24 protein-coding genes and 2 pseudogenes are annotated in these 18,905 nt (G+C 40.3%); 5 read left to right on the forward strand and 21 right to left on the reverse strand.

What is annotated here, in order from left to right; all coding sequences use genetic code 11:
• Nucleotides 1-6: 6 nt before the first annotated feature.
• From MHM87_RS01335 to MHM87_RS01375, 9 genes are all read right to left on the reverse strand, one after another.
• Nucleotides 7-948 carry a hypothetical protein gene (locus MHM87_RS01335; protein ID WP_049587828.1) on the reverse strand — a complete coding sequence of 314 codons (942 nt, stop codon included), beginning with the start codon at nt 946-948 and terminating at the stop codon, nt 7-9.
• Nucleotides 949-1,003: 55 nt separating this feature from the next.
• A complete protein-coding gene (locus MHM87_RS01340; RefSeq protein ID WP_039232803.1) occupies nt 1,004-1,285 on the reverse strand; it encodes a hypothetical protein in 282 nt (93 codons plus the stop codon).
• Nucleotides 1,286-1,411: 126 nt separating this feature from the next.
• Nucleotides 1,412-1,729, reverse strand: a complete 318-nt coding sequence (locus tag MHM87_RS01345) for a DUF6419 family natural product biosynthesis protein (RefSeq protein WP_239257564.1) — start codon at nt 1,727-1,729, stop codon at nt 1,412-1,414.
• A 176-nt stretch (nt 1,730-1,905) separates the two neighbouring features.
• Nucleotides 1,906-2,937 carry a serine hydrolase domain-containing protein gene (locus MHM87_RS01350; protein WP_239257565.1) on the reverse strand — a complete coding sequence of 344 codons (1,032 nt, stop codon included), beginning with the start codon at nt 2,935-2,937 and terminating at the stop codon, nt 1,906-1,908.
• A 106-nt stretch (nt 2,938-3,043) separates the two neighbouring features.
• A complete protein-coding gene (locus MHM87_RS01355; protein WP_239257566.1) occupies nt 3,044-3,511 on the reverse strand; it encodes a nuclear transport factor 2 family protein in 468 nt (155 codons plus the stop codon).
• Between the two features lie 42 nt (nt 3,512-3,553).
• Nucleotides 3,554-4,048: an AAA family ATPase gene (locus MHM87_RS01360; protein ID WP_239257567.1), complete on the reverse strand. Its 495-nt coding sequence runs from the start codon at nt 4,046-4,048 to the stop codon at nt 3,554-3,556.
• A gap of 162 nt (nt 4,049-4,210) precedes the next feature.
• A complete protein-coding gene (locus MHM87_RS01365; RefSeq protein WP_014998281.1) occupies nt 4,211-5,230 on the reverse strand; it encodes a hypothetical protein in 1,020 nt (339 codons plus the stop codon).
• Nucleotides 5,231-5,563: 333 nt separating this feature from the next.
• Nucleotides 5,564-6,178 carry a hypothetical protein gene (locus tag MHM87_RS01370; protein ID WP_239257568.1) on the reverse strand — a complete coding sequence of 205 codons (615 nt, stop codon included), beginning with the start codon at nt 6,176-6,178 and terminating at the stop codon, nt 5,564-5,566.
• A gap of 202 nt (nt 6,179-6,380) precedes the next feature.
• On the reverse strand, nt 6,381-6,695 hold the full coding sequence (locus tag MHM87_RS01375; protein WP_239257569.1) for a hypothetical protein: 315 nt from the start codon (nt 6,693-6,695) through the stop codon (nt 6,381-6,383).
• 353 nt (nt 6,696-7,048) lie between these two features.
• Between MHM87_RS01375 and MHM87_RS01380 the strand changes: the two genes are divergently transcribed.
• The 3 genes from MHM87_RS01380 to MHM87_RS01390 all read left to right on the forward strand — a co-directional run bounded on the left by MHM87_RS01380 (nt 7,049) and on the right by MHM87_RS01390 (nt 8,730).
• On the forward strand, nt 7,049-8,026 hold the full coding sequence (locus MHM87_RS01380) for a transposase (protein WP_239257570.1): 978 nt from the start codon (nt 7,049-7,051) through the stop codon (nt 8,024-8,026).
• A gap of 141 nt (nt 8,027-8,167) precedes the next feature.
• Nucleotides 8,168-8,413, forward strand: coding sequence for a type II toxin-antitoxin system CcdA family antitoxin (locus tag MHM87_RS01385; RefSeq protein ID WP_156086393.1), 246 nt, complete (start codon nt 8,168-8,170; stop codon nt 8,411-8,413).
• Nucleotides 8,413-8,730, forward strand: coding sequence for a CcdB family protein (locus tag MHM87_RS01390; protein WP_239257571.1), 318 nt, complete (start codon nt 8,413-8,415; stop codon nt 8,728-8,730). The genes MHM87_RS01385 and MHM87_RS01390 overlap by 1 nt, the downstream gene beginning before the upstream one ends.
• A gap of 543 nt (nt 8,731-9,273) precedes the next feature.
• Here the strand turns inward: MHM87_RS01390 and MHM87_RS01395 are convergent.
• The 4 genes and pseudogenes from MHM87_RS01395 to MHM87_RS01410 all read right to left on the reverse strand — a co-directional run.
• Nucleotides 9,274-9,546 (reverse strand): annotated as a pseudogene (locus MHM87_RS01395) (AAA family ATPase); the annotation flags it as partial.
• A gap of 258 nt (nt 9,547-9,804) precedes the next feature.
• Complete coding sequence (locus tag MHM87_RS01400) at nt 9,805-10,050, reverse strand: hypothetical protein (RefSeq protein ID WP_239257572.1); 246 nt, start codon at nt 10,048-10,050, stop codon at nt 9,805-9,807.
• Nucleotides 10,051-10,193: 143 nt separating this feature from the next.
• On the reverse strand, nt 10,194-10,550 hold the full coding sequence (locus tag MHM87_RS01405; protein ID WP_239257648.1) for an acyltransferase: 357 nt from the start codon (nt 10,548-10,550) through the stop codon (nt 10,194-10,196).
• 291 nt (nt 10,551-10,841) lie between these two features.
• Nucleotides 10,842-11,042, reverse strand: coding sequence for a hypothetical protein (locus MHM87_RS01410; RefSeq protein ID WP_239257573.1), 201 nt, complete (start codon nt 11,040-11,042; stop codon nt 10,842-10,844).
• Nucleotides 11,043-11,422: 380 nt separating this feature from the next.
• Between MHM87_RS01410 and MHM87_RS01415 the strand changes: the two genes are divergently transcribed.
• Complete coding sequence (locus tag MHM87_RS01415) at nt 11,423-11,572, forward strand: type II toxin-antitoxin system CcdA family antitoxin (RefSeq protein ID WP_239257649.1); 150 nt, start codon at nt 11,423-11,425, stop codon at nt 11,570-11,572.
• Here the strand turns inward: MHM87_RS01415 and MHM87_RS01420 are convergent.
• From MHM87_RS01420 to pnp, 8 genes and pseudogenes are all read right to left on the reverse strand, one after another.
• On the reverse strand, nt 11,569-11,811 hold the full coding sequence (locus MHM87_RS01420; RefSeq protein ID WP_239257574.1) for a hypothetical protein: 243 nt from the start codon (nt 11,809-11,811) through the stop codon (nt 11,569-11,571). The two genes, MHM87_RS01415 and MHM87_RS01420, sit on opposite strands and share 4 nt — an antisense overlap.
• Nucleotides 11,812-12,072: 261 nt before the next feature.
• Nucleotides 12,073-12,294, reverse strand: a pseudogene (locus MHM87_RS01425) (acyltransferase); the annotation flags it as partial.
• Between the two features lie 48 nt (nt 12,295-12,342).
• Nucleotides 12,343-12,777, reverse strand: a complete 435-nt coding sequence (locus tag MHM87_RS01430) for a hypothetical protein (RefSeq protein ID WP_187447554.1) — start codon at nt 12,775-12,777, stop codon at nt 12,343-12,345.
• Between the two features lie 470 nt (nt 12,778-13,247).
• Nucleotides 13,248-13,916, reverse strand: coding sequence for a hypothetical protein (locus MHM87_RS01435; protein ID WP_239257575.1), 669 nt, complete (start codon nt 13,914-13,916; stop codon nt 13,248-13,250).
• 141 nt (nt 13,917-14,057) lie between these two features.
• Nucleotides 14,058-14,525: a hypothetical protein gene (locus MHM87_RS01440; RefSeq protein WP_239257576.1), complete on the reverse strand. Its 468-nt coding sequence runs from the start codon at nt 14,523-14,525 to the stop codon at nt 14,058-14,060.
• 107 nt (nt 14,526-14,632) lie between these two features.
• Nucleotides 14,633-14,992 carry a hypothetical protein gene (locus tag MHM87_RS01445; RefSeq protein ID WP_239257577.1) on the reverse strand — a complete coding sequence of 120 codons (360 nt, stop codon included), beginning with the start codon at nt 14,990-14,992 and terminating at the stop codon, nt 14,633-14,635.
• A gap of 451 nt (nt 14,993-15,443) precedes the next feature.
• Nucleotides 15,444-15,737, reverse strand: a complete 294-nt coding sequence (locus MHM87_RS01450; RefSeq protein WP_012518312.1) for a DUF1244 domain-containing protein — start codon at nt 15,735-15,737, stop codon at nt 15,444-15,446.
• Nucleotides 15,738-15,898: 161 nt separating this feature from the next.
• On the reverse strand, nt 15,899-18,010 hold the full coding sequence (pnp, locus tag MHM87_RS01455; protein WP_044583850.1) for a polyribonucleotide nucleotidyltransferase: 2,112 nt from the start codon (nt 18,008-18,010) through the stop codon (nt 15,899-15,901).
• Nucleotides 18,011-18,349: 339 nt separating this feature from the next.
• Between pnp and MHM87_RS01460 the strand changes: the two genes are divergently transcribed.
• Entirely contained in the window at nt 18,350-18,904 is a 555-nt protein-coding gene (locus MHM87_RS01460; protein WP_239257578.1) for an HNH endonuclease, read from the forward strand.
• Nucleotide 18,905 lies beyond the last annotated feature (1 nt).

An 18,905-nucleotide genomic window follows, 5' to 3' on the forward strand; every position in this document is an offset into this window, starting at 1 on the left:
TTGTTATCAAATTTCGTTAGCTATCAACGCTTGCTCGTTGGGGTAATCAACAATGAGTCTTAGGTACAGAAGCGCTGAACCTCCTAACGCGCCATCAATGCGCCTATCCATCATCGAAGACATAAATTGGTGGAAACTACTGTCTGCTCTTCTTGTGAACCAAACTGGGCCAACGGTTTTATTTCCAATTCTTACATGAGGAACACGAATCATGGGTTGATGAGAAAAATCACAGGCATCCTCAATCACTAACCATTCCGGGTTAGACTTCACCCAATCATCGAATATTGAAGCGACAATGAAAGAAGTCGCAACTTGACCGCTTTCTAGCCCTCCTTTTTCCATCGCCTCTGTCGATGGCCATGCCGAAGCACCTGAATCTAATAACATCGGAATGCTTCTGTTATTAACTGAGATATCGATACTTGGAAAAGCCATTGTATAACCACCATCCAGGCCCTTTTGAAATCCCAAAGGAACCGTCGAAAACGCAGTTGATGTAGGAGTTTCATCTAGCACTTCTACTTTTTTCTCAGGGTAATTAAAACTAATTACTTTTTCAGCATGCCAACGTCCGCCTAGCGTTCCGTCGCTTTTCGTAGTCGAACTAAATTCTTCGGATGGTACTACTTGTAATTTTCCAGCCCACCAATTATTCAATCCCGCCATGGGGATTGACGCTTCTGGATCAAACTGAGGCATATCGGTAACCTCGATAACCCCATTTTCAGATTCTTTTTGACTTATCTCCCAACCATATTTTTCGCTAAGCTCTCGTGAGATCGCATTCCAACCACCACCAGTATCAGTAAAAAACGTCAGGGTAGTTCCGTCCGCGAGCTTTGGTTTGAGGTAAATTAAGTTATTCTTAAATTCACTGGGTAACACTTCAGAAAGACAAATAAAAGGGATTGATAAGATTAAAAGCGATACTAAATGCTTCTTCATTGGCCTTCCTTTGGCGTTGTTTTTTTATTTTTTCTGGGCAAAAAAGTAAATTCTTCTAGAACAACATTATGTCTTTGAACGCAATATTTAACATCAATAAAACAACCGAAGCGGTTCCTAAGGCCTTTTGCATATTAAGTAATTTGGCATTGGGTTGGCGTTTAGGCATTAAAAACTGTTTTATGTTTAGTTGCGTTACCAAAAACAGTACCGATGCAAGAAGCATTGAAATGAATAGCAACGGCTGACTGCTTTGAAGCGTGGAATAAGCGAAAAAAAGAGGAATGACAGTAAATAGCGATAATACAATTCTGGCGGGAAGTTCATACTTGACCATAAATAACATCCTTGCTTTTGTAGGCGGCGAGTTTTTAAACTCTAGCGGTTGAAACAAAACGGGGCAACGTTTTTTTAATCCCTTTAATTATCCACTCTAACATCTGAATATTTGAATACTCAAACATCAATCAACGCAACTATCATATCTTTGAACACCTTTCGGCAGACCAAGTGCTACACCGGTGAAAGAGAAAATAAAGATAATCGATATTACAGTTAATCCGGCAAAACTAGACTCGTTTATGTTGGGGCTGACAACTATCGAAAAGGTGTTGATACAAAGCAAAAGCAAGCTTATTTTTGAATACCCTTTAAAGCCTAAAACTCCAGCGAGGACAAGCATTAAAAACGAGCCCGCAACTGCCGGAGTAAATGGCGCAGCGGCCAGTAGCAAACATAAAACCGATATAAGCACAGATAACAATAAGAAGAGTTTTTTCACGTTTTGCCCCTTTTTTGCCGAGCAGCTGAAGATACAAAATAACCACTAAAAGCATAGAGTAAAAACGGCGAATTAATATACTAAGCACATAATAAAAACCGTTCTGTTGCCACCCATTATTTTCTAACTTGTAATGATTGGCCTACACTGAAAAAGCGTTGAACCAAGCCTACCACCTACTCGTTTTCTGCTTTTCTTAGTATTTTAAAGATTCGGCTTATTGTGATTTCAGACAAGTTCCATTCATAACCGTCAAAGTCAGTGGTATTGATAAATTGAACAACCACGGTATCGAGGTCTTTGTCATATTCTGCAAGGCTCTGGTAACCGATAACCAAGCCTCCATGCTCGAAAACATAAGGGTAAAGTTCCGCTTCGCCTTCATCGAAAATAGCGCCGTTATTTAGCGCTCGTAAGAACTTACCCACGTCTTCTGCTGTCGCTAGCATACCGTAGTCACGCGCCTTAACATCTTCCTCGTAACCAACGTAATAGCCGCTCATCACGTTGTCCATATTGACTTCGCTTAATGAAAAATAGGTGTTGTTCAATTGAAGTGGAAGTAAGATGTTTTGCTTAATGTACGCGTGGTGACTGTACCCCAAAACCTTATCCATAATATTGCGAAGCAGCAGATAGTTCGTGTTGGAATACTCATATCCATCACCGGGCTCAAAACTCGCCGGAAGATCTAGCGCGAAGTCGAGCGCTCGCTTGCCGTTTTCCGGTTCGTTTTCCCAGTAGGCAGCATTATCAGTAAAGTTAGGGATTCCTGACTTATGCTGCACCATCATTTTAAGCGTTATTTTTTCTGAATGCTCAATTCTGTCTTTGAGTTCGGGTAAATGATCAACGAGTAAATCGTCTAGGGATAGTCGCTGTTCTCGCGCCATTTTGGTGATAGCCACAGCAATGTACAACTTACTGATACTGGCAATTTTAAATAAAGCGTCGGGGGCAGCGGGTATTCTGTTATCTCTGTCTTTCCAGCCTGCTGTGTAGAAAGCTGGAGGTTTTCCCGCCTGATCCACGTAAACAATCATGCCGTCAAAGCCATGGCTAATTGCCTCATCAACTTGTTCTTGTACTGTGTGTGGCAAAGGTAGGATCCAGGCTTTAACCAATATCCACGGAACGAAAAACAAGGAAACAATAGTACTGACTAGCAGAAGAAGCCTGATAATGGCTGTTCTTCGGTTCTTCGTCATTTTACCCTGCCCTTAAAGATCATCTTGTAACACTATCACTAGGTGTACGCCAACTTATTGCAACCGAAAATACAATTGTTACCTAAACGGCTATCGAAAATGAAACTTACTCATGGTACTTTCGAATTACAGCAATCTTACCGTTCTCTATTTCTAGTACTTCCATCATTACTTGACTGTATTCAATAGGTTGATTGTTTTGCGGGTGCACGCCCTTGGCATAATTCTTATATCTGATAGCAATAGCAGAATGATTAAATGTAAAAACATCTAACAGCTCTGCACTGTATTCTGTGTGTGCGCCTAGATAGAACGTCATGCCCTCTCTCATTTGCTCCTTACCGTCAGGTAATCGCGTATCGTCTATCACCCATGGCAAATGTGAATGACCAACATCATCCGCGAGCAAATTTAAGTGATTTTCAAGCTCAACTTTTGTAGCGCCAGGAGCCTGAGTTGCAACCATTGTGTCGAAGTACTGTTGGGCAAGCTGATTAAGATCTATTTTAATGTCTTCAGCCGAAACCGTAGCTGACACTAGAAGTGATAATGCAAGAAGCAGATTTATTTTCACTAAAAACTCCGTTTCACCTATTTCATATATTAACGAATTTGCCTAACTTGTCTCGGCTGGGACATTTTGCGTAATCATCTTTTTATGACCTTGGTAGCTATCATAAAACTGCTTATGTGCCGCATAAGAAAATGTATCGTTTCTATCGGAATATTGCCCAATCCAATCAATAAGCATTGCTAAGTTGTCATCTTGGGCTTGCTTTGTCTTGTATTTATGGGGCTCCCAAGGTCTCGTCTTTGCGTTTGAAATACAGGATTCAATGGGTAAGTTCATAAATATAATTTCAGTAGACTGCTGTTCTACAGTTTTTAGTAAGTCTGTATAACAGCCTTCAATTACCCATTTGTCGTTAGAAGAAATAAAAGCCTTTATCTCTTCTTCAGACTCCTTGATAGGCTTTCTCTCAGGTGGGCTAGTAGGTTTCCACGCTAATGTATCTAGATCTAAATGAGCCAAACCTTGTGTTTTGCATAAGTGTTGTGCCAGCGTAGATTTTCCAGAACCAGAGTTTCCAAATATTAAAATTTTTGCCAAAACCACCCTCCTTAAATCAACTAATAAAATGCTGAACTAACAATGCGTTTTAAACGACCTGTAACAGTCCACGGCAACGTAGCCAGAAACTACCAAAAGGCCATTAAAAGTGCACTAGCGCTTAAGGTTTTGACTGTGAAGAACCCCAACCGCGTTAACTTGTTAAGTGCGATGTAAATAATTATTAAGCTCATCGACTAACTCAAGTGCTTCGCTTTTCGTTAAGTAAGGTACTTTTATCGTTCTGGCCCAAAAGAAACTTTTACCTGTTTTAGAACTCACTTCTGAAAAAGGCATAGCCAATAACGTGTTATCGTTTCGGTTTGGGATGGGAGTTAAAAACTCTACGTCTCGATACAGTGTTTCACTGTCTGGCGCTTTAACCTCACCTTTCACTTTTGCAGCAGCTATCAAGCCACACCATTTGTGGGAAAAGAAAACAATGTCGCCTATATGAACATGGTGAACAAACCTTTTGGCGTCTCCATACGCCTCCAGACGACTATTATCCATCATCGACCAAATAGAGTCCTCATTCCAACTGCGATTTGTATCAAATAATACACCTTTTACATCACTTGGGTTTTTGTGCTTATCATAGGGAAGCGCAAAGAACTCAAAGTACTTTTCGCCAGCAAGTTCATAAATTCTATAGGGCAAGAAATCGATAGATATACCACTTTTCTTCCAGTAATCGACGGAAGATATTAGTGAGTCATCCGCTGCACTGCCGATAACTAATAAGTGCTGTTTATTATTAATTTCTTTAGGCTCTAATTGGTGCTCAAGACTAAAAGCCTCTCTGTGTGCTTCAACTAGCGACATGTCGCCTTTGCTATATTCTTTGAACTTATTTTCTAATTTTTGATAGCTCCATTGACCAGCATCTTGCGCATATCTCAGCGCTTGATGAACAGCATCTTTCCCGGCAGATGCACGCTTTAGCTCGAATATAACTAATTCGCCACTTTCATTCAGTGCATATATGTCAGCTTCTGCCTGCCATTGTCGTTCTTGAAACACCGGCATCAATCTAGCGTCTTCAAATAAGACGTCTAAAATACTGTTCGCAATTAAGTTTTCTAGATCTTTCTCTAATTTTCCAAAGCTAGAAAAGTCTTTGAACTCTACGGGTTCCAACTTTTCAAATACTTCTGCTTGTTCTTCTATTTTGTAGAGCATGCTTTGCATTCCTTTAAGTGAGTAACAGGTAACAGCTTTGATACAGCCTTCTGCGGCTGCATCAAAGCTGCGATGTTAATTGACTTGTTGTATCTTACTTAACAGCCACTTGATAACTTCAGTTTTACCTACAGGAGAGTAGCGACTTAAATGAGGTAGGCCTTTATGCTTCATGACTACTATAGAGAACGCTTCCTGGTTCCTCTAGATATTCAGACAGCGCTTGTTTAGTAATAATAGGTAATTCATTTTTGGTCATTTTTGCCTCGAAAAAAAATAGAAAAATTTAAGCAGTACAAAAAAGCTATCGCAGCACGTTCTTCTTCGCTCCAACTAACTAGTCACACGGTTATCGTATGTCTTTATATTCAATTTTAGTTGCTGCGAATATGTTTTGAGTTTTGCCGCGTTGCCACTTGGTATTAAAGACAAGACGAACGAGTCTGATCCATCGTCAATGCCAATAATTTCTAACCCCATGCTTTTTGCACAGGTTGAGAATAAAAAGCCAGATTCACTAGATTCTAAGTAGTAAGATATATTGAACTGAGTTTGCATCATATCGTCCGCCAGCTGGCTCGATATGCTGCAAGTAGAAAGTGCATTTTTAGATAAATCGTTTAATAAATCGAAGACATGTTGCGCATCCTCTCTCCAATCTACAATCACTACACGGTTGATGCTTTTTAGACCTTCTATAATTACAAATGTAAGGTCAAATGAATTTTCAAAGGCTCCATCAAATCCGCTTTCTTCTAGTCCGTCTTTGTGTTTTAGTTTGTATGCATTCTTATCAGAAAGGTAGAGTTTAACGTCATTTACAACGGTTTGATTTCCATTGCCGATTATCTTCGCTAATGCAATTTCTGGGGAGTGGTTTTTCGGCTGATTTTCATTACAGCCTATAACAACAAGAGCAGTTATAACTATCAGTAATCTCTTCATCATTCCTTGATTCCAACTTGGTTTTATCCACTACAGTGGGCTTCCATATATAGCGGATACCGACGTAAAAATAACGAGTTAGACAGACCCATAATGTAGACCCTTTTAGACAAAGATGCCTGTCTCGTTTTGTCCTGTGTCTTGCTTAGTCCTCGCTGGCACAACAGAGCCAGCGTTTAGTTTCTAGAATTCAAAGACTTTCAGATTATTGACGAGAACAAGTAGTTTTAGAGCCCCCATTTTTAGTTAATAAAACCCTTTCATCCAACTGTATGATTTCTGAACCCGTGGCGGTTCCAATAAAGGCTTCTTTCAATTGTTGAGGAAATTGTTCAGGTGGTAAATTGCGTCCATCTACAATAAAACGGGTAATAGTAAGCTTAGTAAATGACTCAAGTAATTCGTTTTTATTGAGCTCCCAAGTGCCTTGAGCTATAACATCGAATTCAACCTCTGTACCCGACTCTTTCATACTCATTTCAAGCATCACGTTTGAGCTGCCATTACTTACATACTCCACACTCCCCGTGAACTTGACGCCATCGTCTTGTCCATTACATTCCTAATGGCCTTTTAATAATTCCTGCTGACTTTTCGAGCAGCCTGCTAACATAATTAAACAAGCCATAAAAAAAGCGTTAGTCTTGCAAAGTGTCATAGTAATATCCTTTTATTGGTGTTCTGACAGATCAGTAATAATTATGGCAGCTTAAAAAGACTTTATTGAATTTTTTTGGCGCAAGAGAGTGAGTACAACAACGTAAGCAAGACAGACATAATTCGAAAACACCCAAACTGTCCCTTCGTACACTTTCTTTAATCTAAATACCCATCCAAACTGCTAATCGAGTTAATCAGAGTCGGACAGTCGCAATGCCTAAAGCCCGAAAGTCTCAAATTAGTTTATCGGATACGCCCTATTACCACTGTGTTTCCCGCTGCGTTCGTCGTGCTTTCCTATGTGGCGAGGAAAACGGTAGAAGCTTTGAGCATCGTCGCCAATGGGTAGAAGACCGTATTCATATTTTAAGTGAGGTTTTTGCCATCGATGTATGCGCTTATGCGGTAATGAGTAATCATACGCATCTGGTATTACACGTAAACAAAGAGAAAGCAGACGCACTAAGTACAGAAGACGTAATTCAACGTTGGCATAAACTGTACAAAGGCACATTAATCTCACAGCGCTACCTATCACCAGATTTACGCAAAGAATTACGTGAAATCCAAATTAAAACGGTTGAGTTAACGGCTGAAGTATGGCGTAAAAGGCTAGTCGATATCAGTTGGTTTATGCGTGCACTGAATGAATACATTGCCAGGGCCGCAAATAAAGAGGATGACTGTACTGGTCATTTTTGGGAAGGACGGTTTAAGTCACAAGCGCTATTAGATGAGTCAGCCCTTGCCGCCTGTATGGCTTATGTTGATTTAAACCCAGTACGAGCAAAGATGGCCAAAACTCCTGAGGCATCGGATCATACCAGTATTAAATACCGTATTAACGCAGCCAGGCTAGGCAAAACACCTAAAAGACTTATGCCTTTTGCAGGCAATCCAAGACAAGAGATGCCACACGGTTTACCTTTTACTCTTCCAGACTACTTACAGCTTGTAGATGTAACCAGCCGACATCTTCATCCAAACAAGCGCGGCAAGGTTCAACATAACCTACCCCCTATTTTAGAGCGTCTCAATATTGAACACGAACATTGGATAACATTAACCACGCAATTTGAAACCTGCTTTAAGCACGCCGCCGGCAAAGTAATTCACCTAGAGCTATACGCGCAGAATCAACATCAGCAACGGGTTCAGTGCCGACACAGTGCGATGCGATTACTCGGTTAATTTTGCAGTTTAATTGAGAGTAAGACCGGCACTATATGTATACATCTCTACATAACAATTCCGGGCTTGTTAAGAACCTATTTTTTGCAATGCGCATCCCTATGCGTATACTTAATATGTAGAACAATTTGGAGTGATAGCATGCAAGATTTATATGACATCCATGCCCCAAAAAAAGCGACTAATTTAAGCTTAAACAGCGATTTATTGCAAAAAGCTAGAGACTTAAAAGTTAACCTGTCTGCAACCTTAGAACAGGCACTTAAAGACAAGTTGAAAAGTGTTGAAGATGAAAGGTGGAAAAAAGAAAACAAAGCTGCCATAGCTGCGTACAACGAGTTTGTTGCTGAGAACGGCAGTATAGGTGATGAGTACAGGAATTTCTAATGGCACAGTTTGATGTTTACAGAAACCCAAGCTCAAAAACAAATAGAGCTTACCCCTTTCTTGTAGATGTTCAGAACTCTGTAATTGACCAATTAGCAACAAGGTTAGTTGTACCGCTGACGAAGAATAAGACTAAAAATAGTCTTTATATGAAAAACCTTACGCCGGAGATAGAATTCGAAGGCGAGACATACCTATTCCTGACTCAACAACTGAGTTCCATACCCGAAGATGTGCTACAGGACTGCATCGGTTCTTTAGCGCAATCCCGCGAATTGCTAATAGATGCAATAGACTTTGCTATTACTGGGATATAGCCTTCGATTTCAGGCTCCGCCAAGTGGACATGACGGCGTAATTTGGCTAGAAAAGTAAAGCGATGAGCTAGTAAAAATTACAGGGCTTTATAGTGCGAGTACTCGTCGCTTCCGATATCTCCGGTACCACCACCATCGGAATTGCCAACATGCCTGTCTTGTTTAGTATTCATTGACTGCATCGTTTTTAGCGCAATCCAAAGTATAAAAAAGATGACTGTCTTGTTTAGTCCCCAGATGAATTTAGTGTATTTCACGCAAGCCAAAAACAAAAAAGCCAGCATTAGCTGGAGTACATAAACATGCCTGTCCTGTTAAGTAAGTAAGTATTTTAAGTGTGGTTTATTATTGAAACAAATATGTTTGTCTTTTTTAGTCGTTTAATACACATAAAGGTGACTGTCTTATTTAGTCCCATAGTGACTAATTCCTAAATGTTTAACGACATATGTTGTTTAAAAAGGGGCAAAGCCAAACGAGCCCTTGGATTTTTGTCGCTGGCGATTGTTAGTATTCTTTGTAAAGGTGCCTGTCTTTTTTAGTAGGTAAGTTCATAAATATAATTTCAGTAGACTGCTGTTCTACAGTTTTTAGTAAGTCTGTATAACAGCCTTCAATTACCCACTTGTCGTTGGAAGAAATAAAAGTGTTTATCTCTTCTGCAGACTCATCAATAGGCTTTCTCTCAGGAGGACTAGTAGGTTTCCACGCTAATGTATCTAGATCTAAATGAGCTAAACCTTGTGTTTTGCATAAGTGCTTTGCCAGCGTAGATTTTCCTGAACCAGAGTTTCCAAATATTAAAATTTTTGCCATAGCTCTTAACCCTTATTATCCAGTAGAGGAGCATTACTTCCCTGCCTTACCCGCTTCGAGTATTGGAAGGCCAGCTTCAGTAGGAATATAAATGCGTTCACCATTTCCATCTTGAAGACCTTTAATCCAAACGTAGCGAAGGTATTCTTCATTGCCTTTAAGCGATTCGCCAATAATCCTATTAGCTTCAGCAGCGGCTTTTGCTCGCTCAATATCAGCTAGCCCTTCGGCTTTAGCTTGTACAATTTTAGCCTCACCTTATGCTTGAGCCAGTGTGACTCTGGCTTTCGCCTGCATTAACGCTGCTTGCTCTCTAGCCTTGGCTTCTTCAATAAGTATTTGCTTGCTCCACTCTGCTTCTTTCAGTGCAGCAATACCATCCATTTCTTTCTTATAGACTTTATATTTTGGCCAACCCCAAAATAATGCCGCAATAATTAAAACAATCGATACCACCAAAAATACTAGACTTCCAAAAGCGATAGCATGTCTATTTGGGTGCATTTTCTCTCCTAATTTTTATTGATATTTATTTTTCTAATTTGAGACACTTGAAAGTGAGCTTTTAATTTCGAGACTATAACTCTAGGTCTTTAAGCCACCATTCCTCTTCATGTACGCAAGACTATACGCCTATCTCTGTCTTGTTATGTATACAACTTTTCCACGAAGTACATTAAACCTAACGATACTAAAATAAACGATGAATTTATTAACGCACGAACAGGCCAACTTACATGGCCGTATGAGAGCCCTGCCCTTTTAGAAACTACAACAATCAAACCCATTAACCCAAACCAAGGTGTGAAGAAGATAATGGTTTTCAGCTCAACGATTGAGACCGCTAAATCATGAAGCGCGCCGCTAACGAGAAATGTAAGAAAACTAGCTAAAGAAACAGGAAGAAAACTCGCAAGTGGACGCATAACATTGCGTGATAAGTAGTAACCCCAGATCGGATTCCAATAAAAAAGATGACTGTCTTGTTTAGTCCCCAGATGAATTTAGTGTATTTCACGCAAGCCAAAAACAAAAAAGCCAGCATTAGCTGGAGTACATAAACATGCCTGTCCTGTTAAGTAAGTAAGTATTTTAAGTGTGGTTCATTATTGAAACAAATATGTTTGTCTTTTTTAGTCGTTTAATACACATAAAGGTGACTGTCTTATTTAGTCCGAAACAAATATGTTTGAAGCGATGAGCTAGTACATATTACAGGATTTTATAGTGCAAGTACTCGTCGCTTCCGATATCTCCGGTACCACCACCATCGGATTTACCGTGGTCTGACGACATTATATAAACATGCCCGTCTTGTTTAGTGTTCCTACAGCAAAAAACAAAATATCTAGGATGTTCAACTTGACTTGATCACCAATTTCAATTTTTCTATACAACCCTTGAGGAATTGCCTGCTTCTTCTTTTTGACACTTCCCCCGCTCAAATAAACCATATAACTATCGGTTTTTCTATTATCTTCCACCCATTTTTTCATGACACTTGCATCTACCGAGGGCGTATCTTTAGGTGTAAAGGCTGCAGAAAAAAGACATAGAAAAAAACTAACGACGGTATCACCATCAACCTCAAAAGTAGTATTTTCTTTTTATCACTCATTATTTGATCTTGGTTCTTAAGGAGTTAACTTTTAAATAAGGGGCGCATACAAGTGGGGCATAATAGCGAAGCCGCCCCGCATGTATGCGACCCAGCGAACGAAATGAGTGGCTTAATTTTTTGTTATGTTTCATTCCGCTTCATGTGTATTAGAGGGTAGACATAAACATGCCTGTCTTGTTTAGTAATGCCCAAAAAATCGACTAATTTGAGCTTAAACAGCGACTTATTGCAAAAGCTAGAGACTTAAAAGTTAATCTGTCTGCAACCTTAGAACAGGCACTTAAAGACAAGTTAAAAAGTGTTGAAGAAGAAAGATGGAAAAAAGAAAACAAAGCTGCCATAGCTGCGTATAACGAGTTTGTTGCTGAGAACGGTTGTATTACGCAAACATGCCTGTCTTTTTAGTCCGCTATTTCATGACCCACTTCAGACATCCAAAGTAGTATTAAGCCAGGAACTGATAGAAGTAGAAGGGCAACTGCTGCACCTATACCAGCCACCCACTTCATGTCTTCCTTAATAGAAGACGAATTAAAAAAGTCCTTTACTGTAAAAAGATTTGCGTCATAACAAAGATATGCTAATAGCCCAATTGCACCTACTATTATGAAACCCGCAAGCCCTAGTGCCTTGGAAGCTTCCATTTACTTCCCCCTTCGAAGTGGATTTATTTTAATTACAAAATAGTTTATTCGTCCCCAAACCGTCATGCTAATCCACAACAAACGGAGAAATAAAGTACTGTAATGTCGTTTTTCGCCCATTTATAGAAAACACCAAACCGACGTTCAGATGAATTTGGTGTATTTCACGTAAGACAAAAACAAAAAAAGCCAGCATCAGCTGGAGTACATAAACATGCCTCTCTTATTTAGTCGTTTTTAAACATGCCTGTCTTATTTAGTCGTAAGAAAAGTAGCTAACGAAACAGGAAGAAAACTCGCAAGTGGACGCATGACATTGCGAGATAAGTAGTAACTCCAGATCGGATTCCAATAGTGCCAAAAAATTGGAAAAGATGCGGCACCAAAAGAGCGCGAAAGCATGTTTGTCATGGAGCCACTTGCCCCTAATGGAACCCCATTCCGCTTCTTAACATATTGTGCAAGTGAAAGTTTGCTTTTCATGGTGATTCCGTATATCCACAAACATGCCTGTCTTATTTAGTCTTATATTTACTTTGAACTCGCTTTGACCTTATGCGTTGTTATGTATATAAAAGAAAATGTTATGAAGCAAAACACTATACTCAAGACATAAGCGTATGATGCAATCGCCGAAAAGTGATTAATTAAAAAGCCGATAGCAAAGACTAGAACACCGAAGGCAAAAATGGTTAACCAAGGCACCCACTTTTTACGCAGAATATTTTCGTAATCCTCAATTTTAAGAGTTTGCTCATGAAGATAAATGTGAGTTATTGAAAATACGCAAAATAAAGGAAGAGCTATCGCAAATAAAATAGTTGAGATCTCAAGACTGCAAGAAGTATTTATTTGCTCTGCCCCACTAAATAAAGCCAGAAAAAAAGCAGCACAAAACCCTGATATCGCCGAGTAAAGCCATTTCGCTTGTGTTGCTCTTATATCTTCATGAACGTTTTTAGTCATAAAAAAGTGCTTAACTTGGTTAAAAGATATAACAGCTTACTCATCCCCAAACCGTCATGCGATTCCACACCACTCTCGGGAAACCTGTCCTTGTATTAATAACCACAATAACCCACAACCAACAGAAAAATAAAGAAAAACTGTTATGTCATCTTTAATGAACTAAACATGCCTGTCTTGTTTAGTCTTATTTCACGCATGCCAAAAACAAAAAAGCCAGCATTAGCTGGAGTACATAAACATGCCTGTCTTTCTAGGGCCTGTTGATCTTTACTGTACATATTTCACTCAGCAATACATAGGTAGCTGTCCACTTCCCCTAAACTGAGACAGACTTAATTGGAGTTTTTTGCAATGATTAATGCAGGAGACGACTATGAAAAAATCACGCTACACAGAATCTCAGATCATCGGGAGGAAGTGATATCAGTGTAATAAAATAGGGGCAGTAGTGGAAATGCCTGTCTTCTTTAGTGCTTGGCGCGCCGAGAGAAAGCAAAACCAAGGATAATTAAGCTCATTAAGGTGAACATTGATGGCTCAGTTACATGCACAGATGTTGCCTGACGGACTAGAACATGGCCAATCTGGTAGGGGTAGACTGTACTATTTCTAATAGCTAGTTGACTACCTGCAACAATTTTTCCACCGCTCAACTCATAGTAATATCCAGGTAACACACTTGCAGATAAGGTATTTCTATTGTCCATACTGATATAACGTGATGTACTAGCGGATCCACCAGATTGGCCAAAAACAAATATTTCCATACCATTTATTCTACTCATACCATCTTCAGGGAATAAACCAAAACTAGCTAATAGATCGGCTCCCGCATCGTTGACGGCATTTGGTCTAGTAAATCCAAACTCTGAAATACCTACACTAGTGAATATATCTATAACTTGATCATACGAGGCAAGAGTAAAGCCTTCAGAAAAAAAGTCACGGCCATTAATCCCATTAAGCATATTGTTAACCGAGTTTCTGCCAGTAAGTGACAAATCAAGCCACTCAAGGTTAGTTCTAGTATCGTATGTTAAAAGACCATCTCCTGCCGAATCTAAATCGACTGAAATTAAAGCAGAATAGGTTGGGAATGAAAAAATCATAGAGAATGCAAAAAGTAATGACTTCATATTTTTGGTGCTTCCATTGTGGTTATATCCATTTTAAGTAAGCTAGCGCCCGCATGACGGGCTAATAAAGCTTGGCAAAAATTGGTGAGGCACGAACCAAGCCAAGCTTTATTAGTCCATGCGTTGATACGCTTGTTAGGGCTATTTTACACCAAGATCCTTTTTAGCATTATCAACTAGAATTCCTACGCACTCTTCAGCGACCACTCGGATGCTAGCTATGCGTTTTGCATTATCATTTTCGCGCTCTGCTGAAAACAAGCGATTATTAAAGTCGAATATTGCTTTATATGATGCTTTGTTCAAGAACAACTCACCCAAATTTACTTGTGCCTGTAGGTGAGATCTTGCTACGTGAAACTCCGACTCATTAGTTTGAATTTGTTCTTTTGTATAAGAGACCTCTTCAAACTCGACATCTAACTGGCTATCGCAATATGTAATCAAGCTATTTAAAGCTTTAACTGTGTCTAAGTAGCAAGATAACTTAGTATCCCACCATTTTTCTGTTCGATATTTCTTCAAAGCTAAATAAACAGACAAAAATGCTGTTGGTATGGCTACCAGAACTGAAGTAATTAATTTATCTATCGTGATGAACTCATCCATGACTAATAGCCCTAACGCCTTGCTAAGAGGCGTAAATGCTTGGCTAAAATTAGCGACGCAGGAGCGCAAACCAAGCTTTTTACGTCCTACTTGAGCAACTTGTTAGGCTACGGCTCAACAGTTACACCAAAATTCTCCATGTCCCATTTTTTTAGTATTTCTTGTACTTCATCATCTGTTGAACCATTTTTTGAACCTTCAAAAAGGCTCTGACGTTCATCTGCTAGCTTAGTCAATGAAGCATTTGTAAGACCCGATTGAATATGTTTATACCCATAGATCGCACCTATAGCTAGAACAGGATAAACAATAAGTCTTAATTCATAGATTGGAAAAATGGCGAATACTCTTGAAAAGGCTAAAAATAATAAGATTATGCCCACCCCTTTGACACACTCTAGAACAGCATCGATTTGCCAAGACGTTCTATAAGTATCGGAAAGCTGAATCTTTAATACTTTCCTCAATGTCTCTCTATTTTTAGCTTCCAGCGTTTCCTTTTTTTGTTGTGAGTTTTTGGCTAAAACTTTTTAAATTTTAGGGGTTACTAAATTTGCGATTATTGAAAGAGCTATTGAGCCAATTGTCGTTAATACCCAAAATACTGGCTCTTTAAGAAACTCTAAATTTTCCATGATAATCCTTTAACTTAATCGAGTAGCCTAACAGTCTACTCGTCCCCAAACCGTCATGCTAATCCACACCACTTTGGGACAATTTCTCCTTGTATATGCAACTACTTTAACCACAACCACCATAAAAATAAAGAAAAAAACGTAACGTCGTTTTTTGCGCAAAAGTTAAAAACACCAAATCGACATGCAGATGATTTTGATGTATTTCACGCAAGCTAAAAACAAAAAAGCCAGCATAAGCTGACTTTCAAAACACAAAAACAAATGTCGTCCTATCTAAAAACTACTTCCCCTGCCTAGCAGCTAGCTTCTCCAACTGCTCATCAGTAGCAGGAAGCTGATGCTTCTCTTTCCACTCTGAATACGGCATTTTATATACCACTTCGCGCGCGGCTTCGTAGTCGATATCAGCACCCTGCTCGCTTGCAGCTGCCGAATACCATTTTGCTAAACAGTTACGGCAGAAGTCGGCCAAAATCATCAGGTCAATGTTCTGAACGTCTTTATTTGCGTCTAGGTGTTCTACTAAGCGGCGGAATACCGCTGCTTCTACTTCGGTTTGCGTTTGCTTATCCATTATCTAATACCTCTAAAAAAGCGTTTTTCGTTATGGTTTGAATGTGTGGGTTAACGGATGAAACCCAACCCGCTATCTCTTTTAAAACCCAAAACGAAAAAAGGGAGCCAAGCTCCCTTTTTACTTATATACAGCTAACTAGGTTTAAAACCTAATTGCCATTACTCTGCGTCGTCAGACTTAGGCGCAGGCTTTTCTAGAAGCTCTTTAATGCTTAGGCGTACACGGTTCTGGCGGTCGATTTCCATAACCTTAACGTCAACCATTTGGCCTTCTTCTAAGTAGTCAGTTACTTTGTTCACACGCTCGTGAGCGATTTGTGAAATGTGAACAAGACCTTCTTTACCTGGAAGTACTTCTACGAACGCACCGAAGTCTACAATACGTGTAATCTTACCGTTGTAAGTCTTACCAACTTCAATTTCAGCCGTTACTTGCTCAATCTTGCTAATAGCGATGTCTGCTTTCGCACGCTCTGTCGCGAAGATTTTGATAGTACCGTCGTCTTCAATCTCGATGTTAGTGTCAGACTCTTCAGTAATTTGACGGATCATTGCGCCGCCTTTACCGATAACGTCACGAATCTTGTCTTGGTCAATCTTCATTGTGTAAATGCGTGGAGCAAATTCACTTAGCTCTTCACGGTGACCGCCAATCGCTTCGTCCATTACTTTAAGAATGTGCAAACGTGCTTCTTTTGCTTGTTTAAGCGCAATTTGCATGATTTCTTTAGTAATACCTTCAATCTTAATGTCCATTTGAAGTGCAGTAATACCTTCGGTAGTACCCGCTACTTTAAAGTCCATGTCGCCAAGGTGATCTTCGTCACCAAGGATGTCTGAAAGTACAACAAAATTGTCGTCACTCTTAACTAGACCCATTGCGATACCCGCAACAGACGCTTTAATTGGAACACCTGCATCCATAAGCGCTAGTGAAGTACCACATACCGACGCCATTGAAGATGAACCGTTTGATTCTGTGATTTCAGAAACCACACGTACTACGTACGGGAATTCTTCTTCACTTGGCATTACTGCTTGAATACCACGCTTCGCTAGACGACCGTGACCAATTTCACGACGCTTAGGTGAACCAATCATACCGGTTTCACCAACACAGTATGGAGGGAAGTTGTAGTGAAGCATGAAACGGCTGTCGCGCTTACCTTGAAGCTCGTCAATCATCTGTGCGTCACGCTCTGTACCAAGCGTGGCAGCCACAAGTGCCTGCGTTTCACCACGAGTAAATAGTGCAGAACCGTGAGTACGAGGAAGAATACCTGTCGCTACGTCTAGTGCACGGATCATTGCTGGGTCACGACCGTCAATACGCGGTGCGCCAGAAAGGATGCGAGAACGAACTACGTCAGACTCAAGGTCGTGAAGAAGGTCTAGTACTTCTTTCTTATCTTGTTCTTCGTCTTCAGCAAGGATAGCTTCTAGTGCTTTTTCAGTTGCTGCAGTTACTGCGTCTTTACGCTCTAACTTGTCAGAAATCTGGTAAGCCGCAGTCATTTCTGCTTCAGCTAGTGCTTTAACTTTGTCTTTAAGCGCAGTGTTTTCTGCTTCTGGTGCCCAGTCCCACTTCTCAGTGCCAACTTCTGCAGCAAATTCGTTAACTGCGTTAACCACAGTTTGCATTTGCTCGTGACCGAACATAACCGCACCTAGCATGGTGTCTTCAGAAAGCACGCTTGCTTCTGATTCAACCATAAGTACTGCGCCTTCAGTACCCGCAACAACAAGGTCAAGCTCGCTTTCAGCTTGCTCTTCTGCGCGTGTATTTAGAATGTATTCACCGTTGCTATAACCAACACGAGCCGCACCAATTGGGCCGTTGAAAGGAATACCAGAGATAGCAAGGGCTGCAGAAGTACCAATCATAGAGATGATGTCTGTAGGGATATCTGGGTTAGCAGACATTACAGTAACAACAACTTGTACTTCGTTTTTGAAACCTTCTGGGAATAATGGGCGGATTGGACGGTCGATAAGACGTGCAATCAGTGTTTCACCTTCAGATGGACGACCTTCACGCTTGAAGAAACCACCTGGGATTTTACCCGCAGCGTACGCTTTTTCTTGGTAGTTAACAGTAAGTGGGAAGAAGTCTTGATCTGCTTTGGCTTCTTTTTTACCAACTACTGTTACCAGTACAGACGTATCGTCCATGCTCGCAAGAACCGCAGCTGTTGCCTGACGAGCAATTACACCCGTCTCTAGAGTTACAGTATGCTGTCCATACTGAAATGATTTAGTAATAGGAGTCACTATTTGTCCTTTAATTTCAATCTTTATTTTATCGCTTTTAAACGCGGCGCATAGTATAGCCATGAAGTGGCGTTAATACCATGGTCAAATGTAGCCCCGCGCGGAATTTGTCGTGTTATTTGGTCATTAACCGCTACCACCTATAGCACCATGACTATATGAAATATCTGTGAAATTTCAATTATTGACTATATTTTCATCATACTGACACAAAACAGCGTATGCTAGAACAAAAAGCGAACAACGTAAGAACTTAAATAAACATCACGTGCGACCAATGCGCAGAAGTGATTAACCACAACAAGAACGTCTAATATTAGTGTGCTAAAGGAGATAACCATGTTGGTACTTCGACTTAATAAAGCAGGCATGCCACAAGAGTGGATAGATGTTGAACAAGCCGCAAAGCTTTACAGTCAAGATAAGGTGCTATTTGAGCTAGGTAGCGATGCTATTACGCTTAAGGGAGGCTGGAATCACGAAGGGCTGCAAAGTCAGCTTACCCTGTCTAGTATTATCGCGTGCGACGGCAAGGTAACAGATTTATCTGGCAAAGTTGCCCTTACTAATCGCTATTTGTTTAGGCGCGATAGCTACCTGTGTATGTACTGCGGCAATAAGTTTACGCCAAAGCAGCTTACCCGAGACCACATTATCCCCCGCTCTCGCGGCGGAAAAGACAGTTGGACGAACGTTGCCACTGCTTGCCAGCGATGCAATCACGCGAAAGGTGCTAAAACGCCAGAAGAAGCCAACATGCCTCTACTAGCAGTTCCGTTTAGGCCAAATGTGTACGAGCGTTTTTATTTAATGAACAGGCGAATTTTGGCTGACCAAATGGCCTTTTTACAAGGCCACTTTACCAGCCACAGAGCATGGACGTGCTTGGAATAAA

It is taken from the genome of Alteromonas sp. Cnat3-28, assembly GCF_022348265.1.
GTDB lineage: Bacteria > Pseudomonadota > Gammaproteobacteria > Enterobacterales > Alteromonadaceae > Alteromonas > Alteromonas macleodii.